Annotated in this window: 20 protein-coding genes and 1 pseudogene; 14 read left to right on the top strand and 7 right to left on the bottom strand. The window is 45.4% G+C overall.

Annotation, left to right across the window (positions count from 1 at the left end):
- Positions 1 to 59: 59 nt before the first annotated feature.
- Positions 60 to 1,160, bottom strand: coding sequence for an AAA family ATPase (locus tag QUB39_RS27255; protein WP_333212191.1), 1,101 nt, complete (start codon positions 1,158 to 1,160; stop codon positions 60 to 62).
- 178 nt (positions 1,161 to 1,338) lie between these two features.
- Positions 1,339 to 3,261, bottom strand: a complete 1,923-nt coding sequence (locus QUB39_RS27260; protein WP_333212193.1) for an ABC-F family ATP-binding cassette domain-containing protein — start codon at positions 3,259 to 3,261, stop codon at positions 1,339 to 1,341.
- Positions 3,262 to 3,425: 164 nt separating this feature from the next.
- On the opposite strand from QUB39_RS27260, the gene QUB39_RS27265 reads away from it, so the two are divergent.
- From QUB39_RS27265 to QUB39_RS27295, 7 genes are all read left to right on the top strand, one after another.
- Positions 3,426 to 4,196, top strand: coding sequence for a hypothetical protein (locus tag QUB39_RS27265; protein ID WP_333212195.1), 771 nt, complete (start codon positions 3,426 to 3,428; stop codon positions 4,194 to 4,196).
- Positions 4,197 to 4,238: 42 nt separating this feature from the next.
- On the top strand, positions 4,239 to 4,481 hold the full coding sequence (locus QUB39_RS27270) for a DUF433 domain-containing protein (RefSeq protein ID WP_333212197.1): 243 nt from the start codon (positions 4,239 to 4,241) through the stop codon (positions 4,479 to 4,481).
- Positions 4,465 to 4,839 carry a DUF5615 family PIN-like protein gene (locus QUB39_RS27275; RefSeq protein WP_333212199.1) on the top strand — a complete coding sequence of 125 codons (375 nt, stop codon included), beginning with the start codon at positions 4,465 to 4,467 and terminating at the stop codon, positions 4,837 to 4,839. The genes QUB39_RS27270 and QUB39_RS27275 overlap by 17 nt, the downstream gene beginning before the upstream one ends.
- A gap of 128 nt (positions 4,840 to 4,967) precedes the next feature.
- The gene (locus QUB39_RS27280) at positions 4,968 to 5,351 is read left to right on the top strand and encodes a hypothetical protein (RefSeq protein WP_333212201.1); all 384 of its coding nucleotides are present in this window, start codon (positions 4,968 to 4,970) and stop codon (positions 5,349 to 5,351) included.
- Positions 5,341 to 5,688 carry a DUF5615 family PIN-like protein gene (locus tag QUB39_RS27285; protein ID WP_333212203.1) on the top strand — a complete coding sequence of 116 codons (348 nt, stop codon included), beginning with the start codon at positions 5,341 to 5,343 and terminating at the stop codon, positions 5,686 to 5,688. The genes QUB39_RS27280 and QUB39_RS27285 overlap by 11 nt, the downstream gene beginning before the upstream one ends.
- Positions 5,689 to 5,786: 98 nt before the next feature.
- Positions 5,787 to 6,062 carry a nucleotidyltransferase family protein gene (locus QUB39_RS27290; RefSeq protein ID WP_333212204.1) on the top strand — a complete coding sequence of 92 codons (276 nt, stop codon included), beginning with the start codon at positions 5,787 to 5,789 and terminating at the stop codon, positions 6,060 to 6,062.
- A gap of 535 nt (positions 6,063 to 6,597) precedes the next feature.
- Entirely contained in the window at positions 6,598 to 6,969 is a 372-nt protein-coding gene (locus QUB39_RS27295; protein WP_333212206.1) for a DUF4342 domain-containing protein, read from the top strand.
- Between the two features lie 213 nt (positions 6,970 to 7,182).
- Here the strand turns inward: QUB39_RS27295 and QUB39_RS27300 are convergent.
- From QUB39_RS27300 to QUB39_RS27310, 3 genes and pseudogenes are all read right to left on the bottom strand, one after another.
- Positions 7,183 to 7,650, bottom strand: a pseudogene (locus QUB39_RS27300) (serine hydrolase).
- A 319-nt stretch (positions 7,651 to 7,969) separates the two neighbouring features.
- Positions 7,970 to 8,302 (bottom strand): hypothetical protein, encoded by a 333-nt coding sequence (locus QUB39_RS27305; protein ID WP_333054618.1) that lies wholly within the window; start codon positions 8,300 to 8,302, stop codon positions 7,970 to 7,972.
- Positions 8,303 to 8,346: 44 nt separating this feature from the next.
- Entirely contained in the window at positions 8,347 to 8,520 is a 174-nt protein-coding gene (locus QUB39_RS27310; RefSeq protein ID WP_333040368.1) for a hypothetical protein, read from the bottom strand.
- Positions 8,521 to 8,796: 276 nt separating this feature from the next.
- Here QUB39_RS27310 and QUB39_RS27315 point away from each other — a divergent pair, with 276 nt between their 5' ends.
- Both QUB39_RS27315 and QUB39_RS27320 read left to right on the top strand, forming a co-directional pair.
- On the top strand, positions 8,797 to 10,665 hold the full coding sequence (locus QUB39_RS27315) for an AAA-like domain-containing protein (protein ID WP_333212208.1): 1,869 nt from the start codon (positions 8,797 to 8,799) through the stop codon (positions 10,663 to 10,665).
- Positions 10,666 to 11,040: 375 nt separating this feature from the next.
- On the top strand, positions 11,041 to 11,640 hold the full coding sequence (locus tag QUB39_RS27320) for a Uma2 family endonuclease (RefSeq protein WP_333212210.1): 600 nt from the start codon (positions 11,041 to 11,043) through the stop codon (positions 11,638 to 11,640).
- Positions 11,641 to 11,653: 13 nt separating this feature from the next.
- On the opposite strand, the gene QUB39_RS27325 is transcribed toward QUB39_RS27320, so the two are convergent.
- Positions 11,654 to 12,433: a 5-formyltetrahydrofolate cyclo-ligase gene (locus QUB39_RS27325; protein WP_333212212.1), complete on the bottom strand. Its 780-nt coding sequence runs from the start codon at positions 12,431 to 12,433 to the stop codon at positions 11,654 to 11,656.
- Positions 12,434 to 12,646: 213 nt separating this feature from the next.
- Here QUB39_RS27325 and QUB39_RS27330 point away from each other — a divergent pair, with 213 nt between their 5' ends.
- The gene (locus QUB39_RS27330; RefSeq protein WP_333054613.1) at positions 12,647 to 15,334 is read left to right on the top strand and encodes an AAA-like domain-containing protein; all 2,688 of its coding nucleotides are present in this window, start codon (positions 12,647 to 12,649) and stop codon (positions 15,332 to 15,334) included.
- A gap of 266 nt (positions 15,335 to 15,600) precedes the next feature.
- Here QUB39_RS27330 and QUB39_RS27335 read toward each other — a convergent pair whose 3' ends face one another.
- Positions 15,601 to 16,065, bottom strand: coding sequence for a COP23 domain-containing protein (locus tag QUB39_RS27335; RefSeq protein ID WP_333054612.1), 465 nt, complete (start codon positions 16,063 to 16,065; stop codon positions 15,601 to 15,603).
- A 345-nt stretch (positions 16,066 to 16,410) separates the two neighbouring features.
- On the opposite strand from QUB39_RS27335, the gene QUB39_RS27340 reads away from it, so the two are divergent.
- The 4 genes from QUB39_RS27340 (at position 16,411) to sixA (ending at position 23,801) form a co-directional block, all read left to right on the top strand.
- Entirely contained in the window at positions 16,411 to 16,908 is a 498-nt protein-coding gene (locus QUB39_RS27340) for an HNH endonuclease (RefSeq protein ID WP_006633674.1), read from the top strand.
- A gap of 238 nt (positions 16,909 to 17,146) precedes the next feature.
- Positions 17,147 to 18,421, top strand: a complete 1,275-nt coding sequence (locus tag QUB39_RS27345) for a bifunctional oligoribonuclease/PAP phosphatase NrnA (protein ID WP_333054611.1) — start codon at positions 17,147 to 17,149, stop codon at positions 18,419 to 18,421.
- Positions 18,422 to 19,597: 1,176 nt separating this feature from the next.
- The gene (locus QUB39_RS27350; protein WP_333212215.1) at positions 19,598 to 23,239 is read left to right on the top strand and encodes a diguanylate cyclase domain-containing protein; all 3,642 of its coding nucleotides are present in this window, start codon (positions 19,598 to 19,600) and stop codon (positions 23,237 to 23,239) included.
- Between the two features lie 67 nt (positions 23,240 to 23,306).
- A complete protein-coding gene (sixA, locus tag QUB39_RS27355; protein ID WP_333054609.1) occupies positions 23,307 to 23,801 on the top strand; it encodes a phosphohistidine phosphatase SixA in 495 nt (164 codons plus the stop codon).
- Positions 23,802 to 23,912: the final 111 nt, after the last annotated feature.

Genomic DNA, 23,912 nt, shown 5'->3' on the forward strand with positions numbered 1-23,912 from the left:
TTAAGAATTGTTTTATAAAAAACAAATCATGCACAAATATGATTTTCTGTCAACTTAATTTAGATGCGTTTACCCTGTTCAGAAACTGGCAATCCCGAATTGTCAGCTACTTCATTGCTAATTCGTTTGACTCGAACAGCAGCATTGCTTTGACGCTCAAACCAATAGCCAATCCGTGAAGCTAAAAGATAGTTAATTAACTCAGGATGGTGAGAAATTAGTAATGCTTGAACTTTTTCCTCGCTACAAAGGTCATAAAGCTCAATCAGCCAGGGTTGAATTTCTGGTAATGCTAAAAAGTTTTCCGGTTCATCAATCCACAAGGTATAATCTTCCGATTTTGTACCGTAAATCAGCGCGTATAAAGCCACTAATGTTTTTTGTCCGTCCGACAATTCTCTGAGACGATATTCAATTGGCTTGCTGTTATCTTTTTCTCCTGAAAACCGCAGTTTTAATACCAAATTATCTTCGCTTACTCGCTCAAACTTAAAATTGTTGAATCCATCCAAAACATCTCTTAAAATATTTCCAATCTCAGCAATTTTACCTTGATCTTCAGATAAGTAGCGATACCAAGAAACAAAATTTTCCATCCGAGGACTCAAACGCATTTGTTCTTGGCTACTTTCATCAACCATCAAGCTGGGAACAACTTGCACGATGATAAATCGCGCCATCCGTTCTCTAAACCAAGTTAACTTCGTGTTGTCGTTTCTTGGCATTAATGAAGGCAGAATAGATTGCGACCAGTCAAACTGGTATTTCGGGCCCGGTGAATAATCATCTCGATAGAGTTGAACTTCGCCGAATTCAAATTGTAGTAAAGGCTGGTTATCAAAGAGCAGACTCTCGTACCTAACACGACATTTATCTCCATACTCATCGATTTGTAATTGATATTTGTAGCAGCCGCCATTACCGAGAATTTCTAGCTCGAAACGCTGAATTTGTAAAGTTTGCCAGCGGGTGAAGTCCGCAGGTTTGAAAATTCCTTCAACCTTACTGTCGCCGCTGACCAATGCTTGGATTTTCTGCAACACCTCAAAAACTGTTGATTTACCCGATCCGTTAGAACCCAGAAATAGATTAATTGCATCAAAGTCAAGTTGAAAGTTTACCAGACAGCGAAAATTGTCAATATATATTCGTTTCAGCATGGGATTTTTTTACTCATAATTCCTCTATAGCAATCCTAAATCATTTGTGAATTTCTTACTCCCTCCCCTTACCAAGGGGAGGGTTGGGGTGGGGTAAAAAATTTACGACTCCTGCAAGGATTGCTATAGCTCCTGTCATTATTAACAGGAGCTAAACACAACATTCGGACAACCCAAATTAACCCACCCGTTCCGCCAACTCCAACCAGCGCTCAGTCGCCCGATCGATCTCCTGCGTCAACTGAGCCAAACGATCCGATAACTTCTTCATCTCTGCAAACCCGCTGGGAGCATTGTGAGACAAAATCTTCTCAATATCTTCTTTTTCAGCTTCCATCTGCGGAATTTGACTTTCTAATTGTTCGTATTCCCGCTTCTCATTAAAGGAAACTTTGGTAGATTTTTGTGGGGAATTTGGGGATTTTGAATTGTTAGATTCAGCCGTGCGTGTAAGTTTTTCTTTTTCTTTTTGCCCTTTGATTTCCTTGGCTTCTTCGGCTTTCTTGTAGTCTAAATACACCGAATAATTGCCGGGATACAAGCGCAAATTGCCGCCAGGTTCCAATGCGAAAACCATGTCGATCGTGCGATCGAGAAAATAGCGATCGTGGGACACCACAATCACGCAGCCGTTAAAATCTTCGAGATAATCCTCCAAAACCGCCAAAGTCTGCACGTCCAGGTCGTTTGTCGGTTCGTCTAAAATCAGCACGTTTGGCGCACTCATCAGCACTTTCAACAGAAATAACCGGCGCTTTTCCCCGCCAGAAAGTTTGTTAATCGGTGCATACTGTTGGTTCGGTGGAAACAGAAACTTTTCCAACATTTGAGAAGCGGTAATGATTTCGCCATCCGCCGTTTGCACCAACTCCGCCACACTTTTCAAGTATTCAATAACTCGCTGGTCTTCGTTCGGCGTCAAATCCTCTGAATGCTGGTCAAAATAACCGATATGAATGGTTGTGCCAATTTCGACAGTACCCGAATCCGGCTGAATGCGTCCGGTGATGATATCCATCAGCGTCGATTTTCCCGCACCGTTGCAGCCAATAATTCCTATCCGGTCTTCGGGTGTGAAATTGTAGGTAAAATCTTTAATTAAAGTGCGATCGCCGTAAGCTTTACAGATATTCAGTAACTCAATCACCTTCTTACCAATCCGGCGGCCCGCTGTGGCAATTTCGACTTTGCCGTTGGCTGTTTTGAACTCCTGGGCTCGCATATCTTTAATGCGATCGATCCGAGCTTTTTGCTTGGTACTGCGCGCTTTCGGCCCGCGTTTGAGCCATTCCAATTCGCGCCGCAATACACCCGCGTGTTTGCGAACTGTGCTGGCTGCGGATTCTTCAGCTAGGGCTTTTTTCTCCAAGTAATAAGCGTAATTGCCAGCATAATTGTAAAGGTCGCCGCGATCGATCTCCAGGATGCGATTGGTAACGCGATCGAGAAAATAGCGATCGTGCGTAATCAGCAGCAAAGCACCGCGATAGCCGTTCAAATAGTTCTGCAACCACTCTACAGACAGCGCATCCAAGTGGTTTGTCGGTTCATCCATCAGCAACACATCGGGCTCGGACAACAAAGCCGTTGCTAAGGCAATTCGCTTGCGGTAGCCGCCGGACAAATCGGCAATTTTCGCATCAAAATCCTCAATCCCCAACTTGGTCAAAATCAATTTCGCCTTGGTTTCCAAATCCCACGCATCCACCTCATCAATGCGTTCAGACACTGCAGACAGACGCGCCATCAACTTGTCTGTATCGCCTTTGCCGTGGGACAATTGATCGGAAATTTCCTCGTATTCGCGCACTAAAGCCATTTGTTCGCCACTGTCGGCAAATACTTGCTCTAAGACAGTGTGATTTTCGTCTAAATCCGGCTGTTGGGGGAGATAGACAATTGTAGACCCTGGATTGACCCAGCGATCGCCAGAGTCGATCGACTCCATACCCGCAATCATTTTCAGCAGGGTTGATTTGCCGGAACCGTTGGTGCCGATGAGTCCGACTTTATCGCCTTCATCGAGGCTGAAACTGGCATCTGTCAAGAGTTCCTTGATGCCGAAGTCTTTTTTGATCGATCGTAGAGTAAAAATAGTCATGAGTATATAAAATTATCTACCTAACTTTTGACATCGGTGAGCGAATTGCGGTATTTTAGGTTATATCATATATTGTAACGCATTTGTGACACAACTATAGAAACAATCTAGACTAAAAAAGTGAATGTTCCAAATTATTTTCACACTAGACGCTTTGTTTTTCTATGATATCAGAAGTAGCACTATCAAAAAGGCGCGGTTTTCAGTTTATAGAACTGGAAGCAAATAAGGTTGGCATTCTTTTAGTCAAAGCTCCCATTGAATTAAGCAGTCCGGTGATTGCCAAAGTATTTGGTGGCAATTTAGAGCTAAACGTATGGGGTAAGCAGTATCATCCTAGTGATTGCTGGATGTCACTTATATATCAGTATAAAGGACATCCGTGGAGTATAGTTTTTCCAATCAATGTGTGTGTAGATAGCAAGGTTTCTCAGGTGTCTGAGTCATTGAAAACTCGATGCATTTATTTACAGAATGAAGATACATCAGGTTGTTCTGCGTATCAGCTATTTGAGAATGGTAAATGTATTGAAGAGTTCGAGTGGGGAGTAGATTACACCGAAGAGGTTTTTGAGATTTCACCCCAAGAATTACCGGAATATGCAGAGGAAATGGAAGCGCGGGGTACGCCCATAGCCGACGGTTGGAACCCCAAGAAATGGGATATTTATATTACCAGTGGTACTCATGTTGGTTACAAATTTCGCACTGAAGAATGCACGCTCAAAGTAACTGAAGATAGTTTAAGAGATTCGAGACTTTTTCTTGATTTTCTCCTGCGAAGGCAAGATGCTTGGTTGCCTGATTATGAATACATCCCTTGGGGAGAAATTATCAAAGCTGAAAGTGCCAACGCTGACGATTTTGTGCGCGTAGACGGGATCTACAGAACGACTAAAATAGAGAGACCAACTCCACTTAACTGGGACACTTGATATGGTTTCGTCAGAACTACTCTTGAGGTTGCGAGGGTCAAAATGAAAATAGATCGTATTACAAGCAATCCAAAGCGGATGAACGGGCAACCATGTATTCGCGATCTTCGGCTTACTGTTCGTCGAGTGATTGAGCTGCTAGCAACTTATCCCGATCGAGAAGAGCTACATCAAGAGTTTCCCGAACTAGAGGATGAAGATATCCGGCAAGCCCTAGTTTTTGTATCTTGTTACCTTGACGATCGCATCATTGAGCTACCTAATCATTATGAAGCTGTTGCTTGACCAGGGATTACCACTTTCGGCGGCAGCATTATTACGTGATGCAGGTATCGAAACCATCCATGTTGGTGAAATTGGTATGTCTCAAGCCGAAGATACCGAAATCATCCAGAAAGCCAGATTTGAGGAACGTGTGGTTGTTACACTCGATGCGGATTTTCATACATTGCTAGCACTTGATGAAGCAGCTTCTCCTTCAGTTATTCGCGTTCGGATTGAAAGGTTACGCGCCCAAGCATTAACGGATTTACTGCTGATGGTAATTGCTGAGTGCGAGGAGGATTTAGAACAAGGAGCGGCCATTTCGGTCGAGCCAAGCCGTATTCGTATTCGTCGTCTGCCACTCATACCGGATGTCTAAAAAATAGTCATCAGTATAAACAGTCATTTACGTGACCCTGATGCTCAAAAGGTTTATGTCAATCTCGATTGTCCACGCCTTCCAATGTACTATAATTCAGATACCAACCTTTGTTGGAGTATTTTTTTATGTCCTTGCAAGAGCTTAAAGAAAAAGCCAGCCAACTATCAGTCAGCGATCGCCTTGCCCTGCTAGGTGCGATCGTTCAATCCCTGCAAAGTACACCAGAAATCGAGAATTGGCAATATTTAATTGCACGTCCTCATCCTTGGCGCAAACAACTTTACATTAAGGGACGTAAATTACTGGCATCGACTATTTGGCGAGACATGACTGCCAATCAGATGTCACCCGAACAAGCTGCCGAAAATTGGGATTTACCCCTGTCTGCTATCTATGAGGCGATTGATTACTGTCAGAATAATCAAGAAATTTTAAAATTAGAAGCAGACGAGGAACGCTATCGATTGGAAGTAAAAGGAGTCCAAGTTCAGTCTACGAATGCTGCTTGACGAAGATTCTCAAGCCAAGTATTTAGTCAATCTTCTTCAGGCAGCCGGTCACGATGTAGCCACAGTCAATACATTAAATTTAATGAATCATCCAGATTCAGTCGTGCTAGACGCTGCCAGAGAAAATGAGAGAGTGCTGCTTACACGCAATTGTGATGACTTTCAGCAATTGCATCAAGCGAACCCAGAACATTCAGGAATTTTGGCAGTTTATCAAGATTCTGAAGCTTCTAAGAATATGAGTTATCAGGCGATAGTGAAGGCAATTGATAATTTAGAAACAGCCGAATATGAACTCAATAATCAGTTTGTGGTTCGGAATCAATGGAATTATTAATGAGAAATTTATGTAAAAATGCAAAATATAAGTCTCATTGTTAGCAGCTATTATACAATTTTATCGAAACCTAGTTTCTGCTAGACAAAGGAGGCTGAATGAAAACCGATCTCGCCCTGCCAATTGACCAAATCACCAAATTCTGCCAACAGTGGCAAATCATCGAACTCTCCCTCTTTGGTTCGATACTTCGTGACGACTTTCATGCAGACAGCGACATCGATATCCTAGTTGCTTTTGCCCCCACAGCCAACGGGCGTCTACTCGATCGCGCCCAAATGCAGGAAGAACTCGAAGCAGTGCTAAGTAGACGAGTCGATCTAATCAGTAAACGGGCGATCGATCGCAGTTCCAACTGGATTCGCCGCCTTTGAAATTCTCTCTACTGCTCAAACTATTTATGTCAAATAACTGGTCTCGCACTTCCTTAATCGATCGCTCTTTTTATTTCAACAACTGCTTCTCCCGTTTTACCCGTGGCGCGATCGGGTATTGATAAGAAGTCGTGCCGATCGACTGCTTAAACAGATCGGCGAAAAGTCCGTTAAGGTTATCTGTTTTCAGCCGAGATTAGGCAAGCAAAATCGTTAGCTTTCTGGGTAAGTGCAAGCGATCGCCGATTGGTGTCCAACTTAAAGATTCAACAGACAGCAGCCATCTTGGCATAGCTGGCATACGCACCTTACTTGTATCTAGAGACGGGTTGTTTCCACAATATCTGCTCTACCTTTAGGAATACATAAACCCGCCCTGATCTAACGCCACAAAAATAATGTTGTGAGTAAAAAGGCAGGGGTGGAAAGTACGAATGCAGATTGTAGGGTTTCCTTGCCTGTCATTCCCAAGTGCGATCGCCGAAGATAAGGGTATAGAAATTAAACGGCTGGTTTTCACCCGCCCTTACACAAAATGAACTCACAACTAGAACAACAAGTAACAATTCTACAAGACGAAACAGCAGCGGCAGGGAATTCAGCCAACCCAACAGTTGAAACTCATGTATTCGCCTCAGAATTTGCCACAGAGGAAAAAGTCAGAGTGGAAGAATTTAAGATTAGCGGCGACAGCCTAATTGGTAAAGTCAAAGAACTAATTCAGCAAGGAAAACTCCGCCGCCTTGTCATCAAAAACTCGCAAGGGCGGACTTTGGCAGACATTCCGCTGATGGCGGGATTGGTAGGTGGCGTTGCAGGATCAGTAGTCTTTCCCATTGCTGCTGTACTTGCTACAGTGGGGGCAGTTGCGGCTCATTTGACTGTGGCTGTCGAGCGCAAAGAATAGAGCTCTTGCAAAAATCCTTTCCCTCAATTGATGGGACGGGCTCTTCGGCCCATCCCACAAGAAAAAATAACTCTTGTGGGATGGGCCGAAGAGCCCGTCCTAATTATTTTTGCAAGAAGTCTAATAGTGATTAGTAATTAAAAATCTTCTCTTCAAGTCCGCGAAGGCGGACTTTGTTTGTTTAGTAGCGATTTCTATCGCCGAATTGTCTGATCAACGTAACTTCTCCGGTACTCTCGCCGCAGGTTGGTCTAAATAATTGTAAACAATCCGCGAAATTCGACGGACAAAATCTCTCACAATCGGGTCATTGTAAGGACGTTTGACAAAGATTGCGGCTAAATAACGCTTACCGTTGGGCATATCAATAATTCCCGCATCGCCAACCACAAAGCCGATATCTCCGGTTTTGTCCGCAATAACTGCACCGGGACCCAAACCTGAAGGCAACAGCGTTCTAGTTGTTGTGTGCCGCAGTAATTCTCAAGCTTGTTCGCGACTGGATTCAGAAACTAATTTATCGCGAGACAGCATTGCCAGCAGCTTTACCATATCCACAGAACTTGTGGTATTTGTTCCTTAAAAATCACCGAGCCAATTGCGAATTATCGTATCAGTTAATCCCAAACTGCGAAAACGTTCGTTGAGTTTAGTAATTCCCCCCAAACGTTCAATAATCATGTTGGTGGCTGTGCAGTTTTAGAGTCATATTTAAAAAGAAAGAGTTTAACGCCTGCAGCGAGAAAGCGGCTGAAAAAACGTTATCAACCGCTTTCGAGAAGAAGCACCTAGCATCATACAGTCAACTCTTGCCCGCAGCCGTATTTTTTTTGTTTTCTTTGAGAGTATTCCGTTTCCGGGACTCCTATCAAATGCGGTTCTATTACCCCTTTTTTTTCGAGTCTGGCGGAGGGAGACGAAAGTTTGTACAGGGGCGAATTCTAGTGGCAGAATTCTTGTTTTGTAGACACAAATTTTATTCACCTGAGATGAATCCAAGTTAGGCGACTTCCCGATTTCTAGCATCTTCGAGCGAGTCGATCGCGGCTTTGAGAAAAACTTTTCCTTTAGCAACAAATCGGCGATCGCTCAAAGGATCGTAAGCTTCCCAATTACCGCTAACTTCGCGATCGCACCACAAAAACCAGCAGCGGTAGATTTCCCCGCTATCTATATCATCGCACAAAGCCAGCCAATCATCCCCCGTCAGAGCGCTGGCATCTAATGCTACCAATTCCACCCACGCAAGTGCAGTGCAGGCATCGATCGCCTCAGCGTCAACGGAATCAGATTTGGTAGCTATAGGTTGTGGTGAACACAGTGTAGACTTCATAATTTCTCCTTAATTCAATTAAATCAATCAATCAATGGATTGCCCTATTTATGGAACTGACCCGGTACGCCAAGTGGAAAAACTGTGTTTTGATAAATTTCTGGTTCGTCAAATTTACCAGCCGCTGATGCTTCTGTTAAATTATTAAGTGTATTAATTGTGAAAATGGCGGCGGTTCCCAAAGCGGCCATTGCCAGTCTGTGTAAGATTTTGCTCATTTGGCTGCTCCTTTTTTGCTTGGTGTATCTACTCTAAAAAGTTAAGTGGTGAGTAGTGGCGGAGATTGGGGAGTTAAGAAAAACTTTTTATCCTCAAATATATTCAACTGTTGAAGCCGTTATCAGGACAGAGTTTGAGGAGTCGATCGCCCCAAAAACCTCTTCAAGTAAAATCCCTTAAATTCCGGCTGGCTGACTATCTTCCTTAAAATCGCCTAAAATAGGGACTTAAGGCGTTAAAATTTCTAGATTCGTTCCCCTTTCAGTGCAAGCGAAGTGCTCAAGTCAAAACGCGATCGTGGTCGCATTCTCACTGCCTCTGGCTTAAAGAAACTTAACGAGGCGCTCCAAGAATGGTCTGACCGATATAACATTAGAGGTACTCTGACTGAAATCGAGGCCGAGTCTGGCGTTGGTGCCGATACAGTCAGCAAAATTAAGCAGGGTAGAGAAGGTGCGGATTTGAGTAAAATTCGACAGTTGTTCGCGGCTTTTGAAATGACTCTGGCTGCTAGCGACCATCGATCGGCTAAACTTGAGGAACCGGAAAATTTAGACGTGCTGGACAATTTGCCGCCAGCGGGAGAAACAGCCACCAGCAGCAGAATTGTTAAAGTATTTGTCAGTTATCGCAGCGCCGAACCCGATCGCGAGTTGGGAAAACAGTTAGAAACGGCCTTAAGCGCGATCGGTCATACAGTTTTCACAGCAGAAAATAATATTAGATTAGGAGATAATTGGTTCGATCGCATTAATTTATTCCTCCAAGAATGCGATTATTTGCTGCTACTGTTACCGCCAACGGGAAACCAAAGCGAACTACTAACATATCAAGTTCAGCAAGCAAAAGAACTCCAAGACTCCCGCCATGACAAAAAACCAATAATTCTCCCCATCCGCGTCGGTTTTCCGCTGAACGCGCCTCTAAATCACGATTTGCGGGGTTATCTGTACCGCATCAAACAGAGGGAATGGAAAACCACCGCCGACACTCCAATTATTATCGAAGAAGTTCTGAACTTGCTAGCAGAAACTCCCGCACCAGTCACAGAAGAAACAGAAGATTTAACACAAAACCAGGTATTAGAAATTAGCAGCGACGAAATACCTCTACCCGCCGCCGAACCAGAATTACCGGGAGGACAAGTCGATGTCGCTTCTCAATTTTATGTAGAACGCCCGCCCATTGAAGAACGCTGCTATCAAACTATTGTGCAACCCAGCGCGTTAATTAGAATTAAAGCACCGAGACAAATGGGCAAAACTTCCTTGATGGCAAGAATTTTGCATCACGGATCCCGTCAAGGCTATTGCACCGTGCCGCTAACTTTTCAGTTAGTAGATAAAGGCGTCTTTGCCAACTTAGATAAATTCTTAAAATGGTTTTGCGCTTACGTCGGCCGCGAGTTGCACTTACCCAATCAATTAGACGATTATTGGGATGACATTTTTGGCAGCAAAGTTAACTGCAAAGATTACTTTGAAAAATACATTTTGCCGCAAATCGACAGTCCTTTAATTTTAGGATTAGACGAGATCGATCGCGTTTTCCAATATCCCGACATTGCCGAAGACTTTTTAGGACTACTGCGGGCGTGGCACGAAGAATCGAAGCGGCGCGACATCTGGAAAAAACTGCGATTAATTGTAGTTCACTCCACGGAAGTTTACATCCCGATGAACATCAATCAATCGCCTTTCAACGTCGGACTTCCCGTTGATTTGCCGGAATTCAACGCTGGGCAAATCCAAGATTTAGCAGCGCGCCATAATTTGAATTGGTCGGAGGCAGAAGTTGAGGAATTGATGGCAATTGTCGGCGGACATCCGTATTTAGTGCGAGTTGCATTATATCACATTTCGCGATCGGATTTGACACTAGATGAATTAAAAGAAAGTGCGATCGCAGATGCTGGAATTTACAGCGACCATTTGCGCCGCCAATTGTGGAATTTAGAAGAATATCCAGAGTTGGCGCAGGGGATGAGAGAGATTGTAGTGGCGGACTCTCCGGTGCAATTAAAGGCTATGCAGGCTTTTAAATTAGACAGCTTGGGGTTGGTGAAATTGCAGGGGAACGAGTGCGTGCCGAGGTGCGAGTTGTACCGACAATATTTTCGATCGCACTTGAGCGCGATCGGGTAAAATGTAAAGCGGTTTGCGATCGTATAATTCCCGATATTGTAGGGGCGGGTTCACCGATAATAACAGCCTAAAACTGACAATCTCATAAACCCGCCCCCACCAAACGAAAAATCACAATCTACATATTTTTAGATTAAAACATCCCATGAACGATATTTTTTTGATAACATCCGATAATTGGCTAGATTGGATAGCCGTATTTGGTTATCTAGCTTTTACAGCTTTCATTGCATGGCGCGTATTCACCACAAAGTAGATATATTATGAAATTACCTTCTTCCTGTTCTTCTGCTTTCTTACTTCGCGTCCTTCGCGCCTTCGCGGTTCGTTAAATAAACGGTAAAATAAGACAATAATCAACTCGCCCATACAGTTATGCAGCCCGTCGAAAGTGTCGCAGCAATTCCGAACGATCTGATTTGGCGCTTGAGCATCGAGCAGTATCATGCGATAATTCAAGCTGGCATTCTCACCGATGATGACTCTGTAGAATTGCTGGAAGGTTGGCTGGTTTTCAAAATGCCAAAAAATCCACCGCATCGAGCAACAACTCGTCTGGTCAGGACAGCTTTAGAGAATATTTTACCTCCTGGTTGGTATGTTGATTCCCAAGAACCGATAACGCTATCCAACAGCGAACCCGAACCTGATATAGTGGTTGTTCGAGGGGATACGCGACAATATCTCGATCGCCATCCGGGTGCTGAAGATATTGCCCTGATTATTGAAGTATCTGATACGACACTTCAGCGCGATCGCACTGTCAAAAAACGGATTTATGCCCGCGCTGGAATTGCGATTTATTGGATTGTGAATCTTGTTGAAGGACTGGTTGAGGTGTACTCTCAACCTCTTGTTGAAGTTGAGCAGCCAGATTATAGTCAAAGGTTGGATTTCGGGCGATCGGCTGTTATACCGATTATTATTGAAGGCCGAGAAATTGGGGCGATCGCTGTGAATTCTCTTTTGCCTTGATTTTGATTCCAAGCTATTGGTTATTGGTTAATTGCTCTCTCAACTTTCGCAAAATTGGAATTTTTTCCAACTGTTCCGGCCGTATACTATCCCAGTTTAACCCAATTGGACGCGGATAAGTTGTATTAGTTTCAATTACCTCCTCAGCATTAACAATCCAATTCAGTGCCCAATCGTGAGCTTGCATCGGTAAACGCAAATCTTCGACTATTTGCAAAGGATGCACTGTTGTCACAATTGGCGTATCGATTTCTACTAACCCGAATTCTGTCAACATAGCCAATTCCAAATCGGCAAAACCTGCACCTTTCCCGGTTCTTCCCCCGTTGCGCGCCACCGCTACACAACCGACTATTACTAAATCAATTGGCTCCATTTCTGCAAAACTTACCAATTTTCCGCAATCGAGAGCTTTGCGGGCGATCCTCTTCGAGGGCTTCGCTAACGCACTTTCGGCAATTGATATATTTTGTCTCTGCAAATCCTCAGCGGTTAACTCAACAAAACAGCGATCTTCTGTCAAGCGCGGTACTGCCATATACAGGCGTTTTCCATCTTGCAAAGCTTGCATCCGCACCGGATTTTGCGCCGCATCTGGATTGCACTTAATCGTTTTTGCTTGTTGCCAAATTGGTAAATTTGCCAATTTTTCCGCCGCCAACTGGGCCCCAACAAAGTTGGGAATATGACCAAACGGATCGCCAATAGATGCGGCTTGCTGCTTGAGCAAAGACCAAATTTCTGTTCTTAACTTGTCTTTGTCGTCGTTATATCCAGTCCAATCAGTTTTCATGTTATTAGGCCTTATTGGTGGCGGTAAACTGCGCTAAAATTGTATGGTGCGTCCGACTTTCGTTATAGGGCAATTATTCAGGATTTCGGATCTGACGCACCTTACTAATTGTGCCCGTTTCGGTAGATGTAAAGAGATATTTTAAATGATGTAGTAGCGGTTGAAACCGCCGAATGACTAAAAGGTGATCTTTTTATTGTACCATTTTATCCTATGGATTATACCACAAAACCCAGTTACTATCAAGTCGGTGGGAGTTTGACAAATAACGCTCCCAATTATGTGAAGCGGCAAGCAGACGACGATTTATATAACGGATTGAAGGCGGGGGAATTTTGCTATGTTTTGAATTCCCGGCAAATGGGCAAATCTAGCTTGCAGGTGCGGACAATTCAGCGGCTGAGAAATGAAGGAATTGCTTGTGCTGCGATCGACATTTCGGAAATTGGCAACCGCGGCGTCACTCCCGAACAGTGGTATGCTGGTTTGCTACGCATCCTCGAAAATAATTTTAACCTGTCGGATATTGTCAACGTGCGGACTTGGTGGCGCGATCGCAATTTTTTAACTCCGGTTCAAAGGTTGAGCGAATTCATCGAAACCGTACTGTTACCGAACATTTCCAGCAATATTGTCATTTTTATTGACGAAATCGACAGCATTCTCGCCCTAGATTTTCCCGCCGACGATTTTTTAGCCTTAATTCGATCGTGCTACAACAAGCGCGCCAACAATTCAGAGTTCGATCGCCTAACTTGGGCCCTCTTAGGCGTAGCATCGCCGACGGATTTGTGCCGCGAGCAAAATGCCACCAGCAATACCCCTTTTAATATTGGCAAGGCGATCGAATTAACTGGTTTTGACGAAACAGAAGCTCAACCGCTAGCAGCGGGGTTGGCAGAGCTGACAGACAGCTCTCAGGAAGTTTTGAGAGAAGTATTGTATTGGACTGGCGGGCAGCCTTTTTTGACTCAAAAGCTGTGCAAACTTCTCTTTGAAAATGCCGAATTAGTCCAAAATTCCAAAGAGTGGGTGGAGAAAGTAGTGCGCTTGAAAATTGTGGAAAATTGGGAAACTCAAGATGTGCCAGAACATTTGTCCACAATTCGCGATCGGCTTTTCAAAGAAAACCAGCGGATTGTGAGGAGACTCGGATTGTATCAGCAAATTTTAGAGCAAACTGAAATTGTCCCCGATGGTAGTGCCGAACAAATGGAGTTACGATTAAGCGGATTAATCGTTAAGCGCGGGGAAAAATTAACCATTTCTAATCCTATTTATGAAGCTGTATTTAACCAAGAGTTAATTGAAGAAAAATTAGAAAAACTCTCGCCTTACTCGGAAGCCATCAAAGTCTGGCTAAATTCTAGCTGTGAAGATGATTCCCAACTGTTGCGAGGGGATGATTTGCAGTCAGCATTAGTTTGGGCGGCCGGCAAAAGTTTGAGAAACGAAGATTTTCAGTTTTTGACTGCCAGCCAGAAAGTTATTTTGAGCGACCAAAATCAACTGCTGCATTTAGCTACACTCGAAACCAAAAAAGCTGTCTGTGATGCCGAAAAAGCTTTGAGTGAAGCTGATTCTGCCAAACAAAAAGCCAAACAGTGGATCGGCATCGGTTCTGCGGTACTGGCAGCATCGTTACTGGCGGCGATCGGCTTTTCAACTCTCGCTTACCAGCGGTTTAAACTAGCACAAGCAAGTATTGAAATCGAACAAAATGGCAGCGATGCTTTACTGTTGGCGGTATCTCAAAAAACCGAAAACACCGAAGCTTTATCAGAAGCTTTACTGAGGGCGATCGCCTCCGGGAAAAAATTAAGAACCTTGGTTCAAAACAAACCTAAGCTAGAACAATACCCGGCAACTAGACCGCTGTTAGCCTTACAAATAATTCTCGATAAAATTAGCGAAACACAGCAAATTAAAGCCTCATTAAGTCCGCCAAGAAAGATAACGTGGCAAGCTCATAAAAATGCCGTTACCAGCGTCAATTTTAGCCCAAATCGGCAGATTTTAGCAACCGCAGGAATAGACGATAGAGTTCGGATATGGAACTTTTCCGGGCAAAAAATTGCTGAATGGAAAGCTTTCCAGCAGTCAGTTAATATGGTAAATTTTAGCCCAAATGGTAAATTTTTAGCGACCGCAGGAAGGGACAGCACAGTTAAAATCTGGAATTTATCAGGTAAAAATATTGCTACTTTGAAAGGAATTAAAGGCTCTGTTACCAGCATCAGTTTCAGCCCGGAAGGAAAGTTATTAGCGGCGGCAGGGATAGACAGCTATGCTGCAATTTGGCAATTGTCAAAACAGCCACAATTAGTATCGCCTAGCCAGAAACTCCCAGGTCACAACGGCTTAGTGAGAAGCGTAAATTTTAGCCCAAATGGTGATTTCATAACGACTTTAGATGGCAAATCTACAGTGCGACTTTGGAATTTGTCGGGCAAGCTAAAAAAAACACTGCCTATTCAGGCAATTGGGATCAGTTTCACTCCGGCTCAACACCAGTATCGCTTTGCTACAGTAACATTAAATGGCAAAGTTGGGCTGTGGAATCTGTCAGAAAAAGAATTAGTTAAGGAATTTCAAACCTTGCATTTTGATGCGAAATCAATTAGTTTTAGTCCCGACGGAGAACGGCTGGCTACAGTGGGAATTGACAAGACTGTACGGCTGTGGAATTTAGCGGGGCGGCAGGTTGCTCAATTTGAGTTCGAGGAGAATGTTGTTAGTGTCAGTTGGAGTGGAGACGGAAAACAAATTGCTGTAGCTGGAAGCAACGGCACTGTATGGTTGAGGCAGGTTGAAGGGTTAGAAGAATTGCTGAAGCAAAGCTGCAATTTTTTCGCCACTCAACCGAAGTATTTTACAAGAGTTTCAACTATCTGCAAGTAGGGACACCGCACCGTGCCCTTCTTCGTGTCAACTTAAGCTGTCAGCCCGCCAAGTCTGTTAGTCGTCCATCAAGTCCGCCAGGGGTTGAAACCCCTGTCTAATAGCGAAAGTCCTCTCAAAGAGGACTGAAGAGAAGAATCTCCACTCATTAGTCCTCTGAAGCGAGGACTTTAGCTTTGAGGCAGGGGTTGAAACCCCTGCCGGACTATTTGTTGTACCTTAAGTTGACACCTATGGGCACGGTGCGGTGTCCCTACTAATGATTATCAATTTACTTTAACAGGCGAAACACTTACATTAGGATTTGTAACTCTTTTTAAGAGTTCTTGTCGGGCTTGTTCGGGATTTTGACCTTTGGGTACTTGATATAATAATCTACAGGAACCGTCTTGAGGATTAGCTGCACAAATAATTAATTGACCGTTGCTAGATGCACCTGCTGTGACAATATTATCCCAGCTTCCTTGCGGTTGCGAGTTGTTGAGAATTCCTGAGACTCTGGTGCACCGAGTAATCGCATCTTCTCCTGATTCATTGAAATAGTTATCAGCTAGCCACAAAATAACGGGAATATTTTTGCCTTGTTGGACTGCAATTGTAGCGGGGCGGCCACCAGTAGCGCCACAGAAGAATGAAGGCGCTTGGGCGAAGGCTGGACTGTTTGCTAAAATCGGAGCAGCAAGGGCAATAATTGACGCGCTAAAAACTGACTTTAAGAGCCGAAATTTCATGAGCAGTAATAAGCTTTTTCATTTAAGGTTACTAATAGTCTAAAAATTTAAACTGTTTGTTGCCGGGAAGATTAGGCATTTAGAGAAAAAAATAAAATTTATTCGGCAAATTTTTGCGATCGCACACACTGGCCTCATCTGGGCCAAAACTCCGGGAAAAAAGCTCGCTGACAAACACCAAAGGCAGAAAATAGATGCAGCCCTAGGGGGCGCAGGCGCGAAGGTATAGGGTAAAGGATTGGTTTTTCAGCGTTTTTTGCGATCGCCTCGCTCTTCCCGATCCCGCCCCACCTAAAGTGGAACCTGTGTTACCATCGGGAAAAATATTCTCTTTAATAATCAACAATGGGCAATGTTCTGGTGCTGAACGCCTCCTACGAACCCCTTAACATCACCAATTGGCGAAGGGCGGTAGTTTTGTTGCTGAAAGGAAAAGCAGAACAGGTAGAACACAACGGGAAATTTATTGCGCCAAACTTCCCGCTACCAACTGTGATCCGACTGCGGCATTATGTCCGAGTTCCCTATAAGGATATTCCGCTAACCCGCCGGAACATCTTGCACCGGGACGCACACTCTTGTCAATACTGTAGTTATACGGGCGACGATTTAACCCTCGATCATGTCATTCCCCGATCGCGCGGGGGAGGGGACAGTTGGGAAAACCTCGTCACCGCTTGCGTGCGCTGCAATGTCAATAAAGGCAGCCGGACGCCGAAAGAAGCGGGAATGTCGCTGCGCTATCCGCCTAGGAAACCTCACAGCGGTCTTTATTTTGAAGTCACTAAACACGTTAAGAGCGGTATGCACAAAGAATGGCAAAAATATGTAATAGGCCTTTAAAACCCCTGTCAGCGCAAGCGCGGGGGTTTTTTGCGGGAGTTATTAGTTCTGAGATTGCTTCGTTCCTGGCAACACGCACTCTCTCCATGAATTAAAAAAGTAAACAGAGAATTTACCATCTTAAATCAGGTTTCTCGTAAAAAGTATGGGCTTTGACAAACAGGCATCTACAAAGAAACCGGGTTTAAGATCGAATGTCGTGCAAATCTTGAAATAGTTAAATTGTTAATTTTCAACGATGAAAGACCATCCCCCTAACAATTCCGATGAAACATCCGGCAACCGCGAAGGTGAACTTGAGGCCAGCAGCGAGGTTGTACCCGGAGTGAGTGCGCCTGGGAAACGGCGCAGCAAAGCCGAAGTTGCTTCCGAAGAGAATCGCGGCCGTCTCCGCGAGGAATTGCACGATCGCAAAGTCGAGCAATTGCGCCAAATGTTCGATCGGCACAAAGGCACTCGCCAGTTAATCTTACTGCAAGATTTTCCAGATCCCGACGCACTTTCGAGCGCTTGGACTTACAAATTAATCGCCGAACAGTACGATATCCAATGCGAGATTATCTACGCCGGCGCCCTCAGCCACCAAGAAAATATTGCCTTAGTTAAATTGACAGGGTTGCCGTTGCAGCGCTGGACGGTGGAAACACTAAAAACTAAGGATTTGTCGGTGTTTCAGGGCTGCGCTTTCATCGACAATCAAGGGACGACTTGTAACTTAACCGAGTATATTTTAGCGGCTGGAGTTCCGATCGCCGCCGTCATCGATCATCATAATTTGCAGGGGGAAATGAACGCAGAGTTTACCGATTTGCGCCCTCAAATCCGCGCTACAGCCACGATTTTTGCCGAGTATTTACAGTCGGGACTGTTAACTCTCGACGCCAGCGTCAGTCTGCACATCAAGTGCGCTACAGCTTTGATGCACGGTTTGCGATCGGATACGATCGCCCTCAGACAAGCTCAGGAGGAGGACTTTTTAGCTGCGGCTTATTTGAGCAGGTTTTACGACCCGCAGTTGCTGAATGCGGTGTTACAGTCGTCTCGTTCTAAGTGGGTGATGGACGCGATCGAGCGATCGCTCAAACACCGCACCGTCCAGAACAATTTTTCGATCGCCGGCATCGGCTATCTCCGCTATGACGATCGGGATTCTATTCCCCAAGCTGCGGACTTTTTAGTAACAGAGGAGAACGTACACACAGCCGTTGTCTACGCAATTGTTCACGACAAAGACGAAGAAATTGAAGTAGTAATTGGCTCGCTGCGAACTAATAAACTTACTCTCGACCCCGACGAATTCATTAAAGAAGCCTTCGGTCAAGATGCTCAAGGACGCTTTTTTGGTGGTGGCAGAAGTCAAGCTGGAGGTTTTGAAATTCCCGTGGGATTTCTTTCTGGCGGGAATGAGAAGAGCGATTATGCAAGGCTAAAATGGGAAGTATTCGACGATCAGATTAAGCAAAAGTTGCTGCATTTAATTAGTCCTAAAGACAATCCTGTTTACGATCATTAATATCATGTCCGATCGATTAATCATACAGCATATTCGGTGGTTCATGAAGTACAGGAGCAGCTATATTATGTGGTGTTAGTCCGTAGTCCGTAGGGTTCGTCGCTCCTTCATATTTGATAAAGATTGCAGATTGACGGGTGTATCCGCACCTTACTCGCGTCTCTCTTCTTGTGTGTACCACATATACATGGAATATGCTGTAATATCCCGGTCGGGGCGAGTTTTTGAGATTGTCAATTATTGGCAGGTATTCTTGGTGAACTCGCCCCTACAAAAATCGCGGTTCATCGACCGGACACGATATCAATCGGGAGTTTCTAGCTGCAGTATTGATTCCAGCAACAGCCTGGGAATGCGAGCTTTTCGACCTCCGGTTGCTACCAGGTTTGGCCGTGTTTTTTTCTCATTCCGGGCACAATCTCAACTTGACAATCAGTCATGCCCGCACTCCAACTCTCATCAACCAGGTTTTTTAACTCTTATTCAGGGTGGGAACTCCTGCCCAGTCTACCTCTGCCAGGAACAGGCTTTCCGGCCTGTCCCATAAAAATTAAATTTTATCGTGGGTAGTACGGGTAGGACAGGAGAATCCGCCCATAGAAAATTTATTTAAAATCGTGCAATATGTTCAGTTTTAAGGAAGTAAGGAGGTTGAAAAACCCGGTTGAGTTCTCCAGGACTAACAGTAATAAATTTTCTACCAATTTTCCCAAATCATACACTAAAGAAACCGGGTTTTTTAACAATTGTCAAGGGATATCACGAAGTATTTTGATAAAAAAACCAGGTTGAGGGGCAAATTTAGTGTGTTCTATTTTACTAAACTCCACAAGAATTATGAGGTTTTAACAATTATACAGGGTTAATTTTGGGGAGTTTTATTATTTATTCGCTAAATCAATCACAATTTGTTATAGTTGGTGCAGTAGCTTTGCGATAATAATTAGCCAAAAAACGATTGAGAAGAAGCAAAATAGATACCAAATAACCTAAAACTTTGGCGAAATGACATCAAAAAAGCAATTGTAGCAGTCAGCATAAAATTGGCTAGCCACATAAATATTGATTTTTTCCTAAGCCCAGCCAGCGATTCCTACGAGTTAAAAGAAATTATTATATTTATTTGTGGCGGGTTAGAATAGTAGAAAATAGCTTAAACAAACAAGGAACACGGAGATGTCTACAAAAAAGACTTTCTCTTGGTCGTTAGAGAAAAGCATAGAAAAAGTTTCAGAAATTGCACTTAAAATCAACGAGTTCGTGGATCTGGAGACAATTTTGCAATGTGCGCTACACGAAACCAGGGTGCTGCTGCAAACAGATCGCGTGATTATTTATCGATTCCTACCGCATAGAGAGAGGGTAGTATTTGCTGAATCTGTTGGCGATCGGTGGCGGCCAATCCAGGGACAACTGATTCATGACTCTTGCCTTGAAGCTACCTGGGTAGATCGCTACAGCCAGGGGGAAACGAGTGCCATTTCTGATATTCACGCTGGTGATATTCAAGCTTGTGATGTCGAATTGCTCGATCGCATCCAAGTTCAGGCAAATTTAGTTGCGCCAATCTTGCTAGATGGCCAACAGCAGCAATCTCCGAAGCTTTGGGGACTGTTGATTGCTCATCAATGCCGAAGTCCGCGTCAGTGGGAACCTCTCGACATTGAGATCCTGCAACAGGTTGCAATGCACATCGGGTTGAGGATGCGGCACTTGGAATCTCACGGCCCGGCGATCGGGCCAAATCAACCGCCGGAACTCGAAACAGAACCGAATCAAACTGATCCCAATACAGAAAGCGCGCCCAGAGTCAATCATCAAAATTGCCTAAAACCAAAGTTTGCCTGTTCCCTGAGCGGCGATATTGTCCACCTCAAAGCCTTTGACTTGTTGCAAAACCCGATCTGGATATTTGATATTGAGGATTGGCAAATGCGGTGGGCAAACCAAGCTTCCTTGTACCTGTGGGATGCTTCGACGCGGCAGCAACTGGCGAGCCACAACTTTAGGGATATGTTGTCAGAGTCTACTCGGATTCGCTTGCAGAGCTATCAGCAGCAGTTTGAGCAAGGCCAAACCTTGTCCGAGCAGTGGACGTTTTATCCGGGCGGTGAGCCTGTTTCTGTCGGCTGTCGGTGCTCTGGCATCAGGATTGATGGCGGGCGTTTGGCAATCCTGGTGGAGGGTACGGTCGAAACCGCTCCTCAAATCGAGCCGGAAACCCTACGATCGATCGAGGCAATCCGACACACCACGCTGATGGTTTCGCTGTACACCCTCGAAGGTGTGCCGCTGCTGCAAAACCCGGCGGCCTTGCGCTGTTACGGGGATGCGCTGCATCCTGGCTCTGCGACCGATAATGCTTTTGTGAGTCGCTTTGTTGACTCTCAGGTAGCAGAGCGAGCAATGGCAGTTCTTAAGTCCGGTGAGGTATTTAGCACGGAGGCTCAAGTGATTACTCTGGCGGGAATTCGCTGGCATGGGATGGACGTGCGGTGTACCAACGACCCGGTAACGGGCAACCCGATGTTGCTGGTGAACGAAAAGGACATTACCGACCGCCAGCAGACAGAAACAGACCTGCAAAAGAGTGAAACCCGGTTGTCAGAAGCCCAGCGGGTTGCCCACATCGGTAACTGGGAGTGGGACGTGAGTACGGGTAAAATTACCTGGTCTCCCGAACTATTCGAGATTTTGGGACGATCCAGGGCCCTAGGCGAACCTACTTATGAAGAAAACCTGCGGCTTTACCATCCCGAAAGTGCCAAACAGCTACACCTGGTAGTTCAACGAGCGCTCAGTCACGGAGAGCCTTATCTATTGCGCCTCAGAGTCGTGGGCCCGAATGGCTCTATCCGCCATACCGAAGCCAGAGGACAGGTTCAACTCAATGCAGAGGGAAAAGTCATTCGGTTGTTTGGTACATCCCAAGACATTACGGATCTTGTCCAGGCAGAAACAGAACTCAGAGAATTGAGTACAGCTCTTGCTAATGCCGTTGAGGGCATCTCGCGGCTGGATATTTTCGGACGGTACATCACCGTTAATCAAGCCTACGCGAATATAGCAGGTTATCAGCCTGAAGAAATGGTTGGTATGAGTTGGCAGAAAACAGTTCATCCCGAAGACTGCGACAGGATGATGGCCGCTTATCAAAAAATGCTAGCCGAGGGCCGAGTGGAGGTTGAGGCCCGGGGTATCCGGAAAGATGGCTCGATCTTTTACAAGCACGTGGTGATGTTGGCGGCCTACGACTCGCAGGAGCGATCGATCGGGCATCACTGCTTTATGAAAAATATCACCGATCGCAAGCAAGCAGAAGCAGCATTGCAACAAGAGTTCGAGCGTCTGGCGGTGGTGATTGCCACCCAACAGGAAATCGCCACCCCCAATCCTAACCTGGATGCAGTGATGGCGGTGATTACCGATCGAACTCAAAAATCGCTCGGTGCCGATGGGGCCGTGATTGAAATGCTGGAAGGGGATGAGTTGGTGTATCGGGCAGCCAGCGGTATCGCCAGCGCCTATGTGGGATTACGGATCAAAGTAGGGACAAGTTTATCGGGAAAATGTATTGCGACCGGCCAAATCATGCTTTGCGATGATTCACAAGCCGATGCACGGGTGGATCAGGCTGTCTGTCAGCGCATTGGTATCCGGTCATTGGTGGTTGTTCCCTTGTTCTATCAGGACGATCGGGTTGGCGTCTTAAAAGTTGTTTCCGCTAAACCCTGTGCCTTTACAGAGTCAGATATTCATACCTTACAACTGATGGCGGGGTTTTTGGCGGGTAGCCTGCATCTGGCTTCAGAGTTTGATGCTAAAAACATTCTCCTGAGTCAATTGCAGGAGAGCGAGGAACGGTATCGTTCTGTGATTACAAGCATGACTGAAGGCGTCGTACTTCAGCTAGCAGACGGACAAATTACTACCTGTAATGCTAGTGCCGGAAGGATTCTCGGACTGACCCCCGAACAACTGATGGGGCGTACATCCATAGATTTAGACTGGCGAACCGTTCACGAAGATGGCTCTCCTTTCCCCTGCCAACAGCATCCGGCAATGATTACCCTACGGACGGGAAAACCCCTATCAAATGTGGTGATGGGCATTCACAAATCGGATAAAACGCTGACTTGGATTTCGATTAATTCGCAACCGCTGTTCCAGATGAATCAGTCTCAACCCTATGCAGTAGTAACGACTTTTGCTGATATTACAGAACGCAAGCGGGCCGAGGAGATGCTCAGACACCGGGCAGAACAAGAAAGATTAATTGCTACGACAGATGGGTTAACACAAGTAGCAAACCGCCGCTGTTTTGATGAGCGATTGCCGTCGGAATGGCACCGACTGATGCAGGGGAAACAACAGCTTTCGTTGATTATGTTGGATGTAGATTATTTCAAGCGATATAACGATTGCTACGGACATCAAGCGGGGGATATTTGTTTAGTAAAAGTGGCTTCATCGGCGGCACAAGCGGTTAAACGCTCATCGGATCTGTTTGCACGTTACGGGGGGGAAGAATTCGCTGCTATCCTACCGAATACGGATGCGGATGGCGCGATCGCGGTTGCTGAGTCGATCCGAGAGGCAATCCGAGATTTGGGAATCCCTCACGAGCAATCTAATGTGAGCACGATCGTGACTGTTAGCATGGGAATTGCCACTGTGATTCCCACTGCGGAAACATCACCGGATGAACTCGTTGCCCTCGCCGATCGAGCATTATATGATGCGAAACGACAAGGGCGCGATCGCTACACAAGCGCCAACCAGATGACAGCGCCAGAGGTCAATCCAGTTGTAGAATAGGCAAAAGGTAGGTATATCCTAGACTGCTCCTAGAAAAACGGGACCCCATGCCTGGAAGTATTGATATATGGTTATTTATCTGATCCGGCACGGTATCGCCGCCGCACCCGAAGAATATGATACAGACTCAGAACGCCCCCTGACTAAAGAGGGCGATCGTAAAACCAGGAAAATTGCTCAACGGCTGTACGAGCTCGAAATTCAGTTTGACTTGATTCTCACCAGTCCCCTACTGCGCGCCCAGCAAACCGCCCAAATCCTGCAAACAGTCGGTTTGAGTTCCCAAATAGAAGAATCCGCCGCCCTCGCACCTTCAGGAGACATCGGGAACTGGCTGGAGTGGTACAAACAATGGCAGGACATCGGTAGTGGCAGCTTGGCCCTAGTGGGCCACCAACCAGACTTAGGCCACTGGGCAGAAACTTTGCTTTGGGCTCGATCGCAAGATGCCCTGATTCTCAAAAAAGCCGGTATCATCGGCTTAATCCTCCCGGAAACCGGCTCCCCAGTGGGCCGCAGCCAAATGTTTTGGCTAACTGCGCCCAAGTTTTTGCTGCGCTAGAAACAGCGAACCGCCCCGACATTAACAGGACGCGCCAGCCCTCTTAAACCCGCATTCTGGGACGGCGAAACCGGGAAAAAGGGGCGACAATACGCAGCGGTGCGATCGGGC

Origin of the sequence: Microcoleus sp. AT8-B5 (assembly GCF_036705565.1) — a bacterium.
In the GTDB taxonomy this organism is placed as follows: Bacteria; Cyanobacteriota; Cyanobacteriia; order Cyanobacteriales; family Microcoleaceae; genus Microcoleus.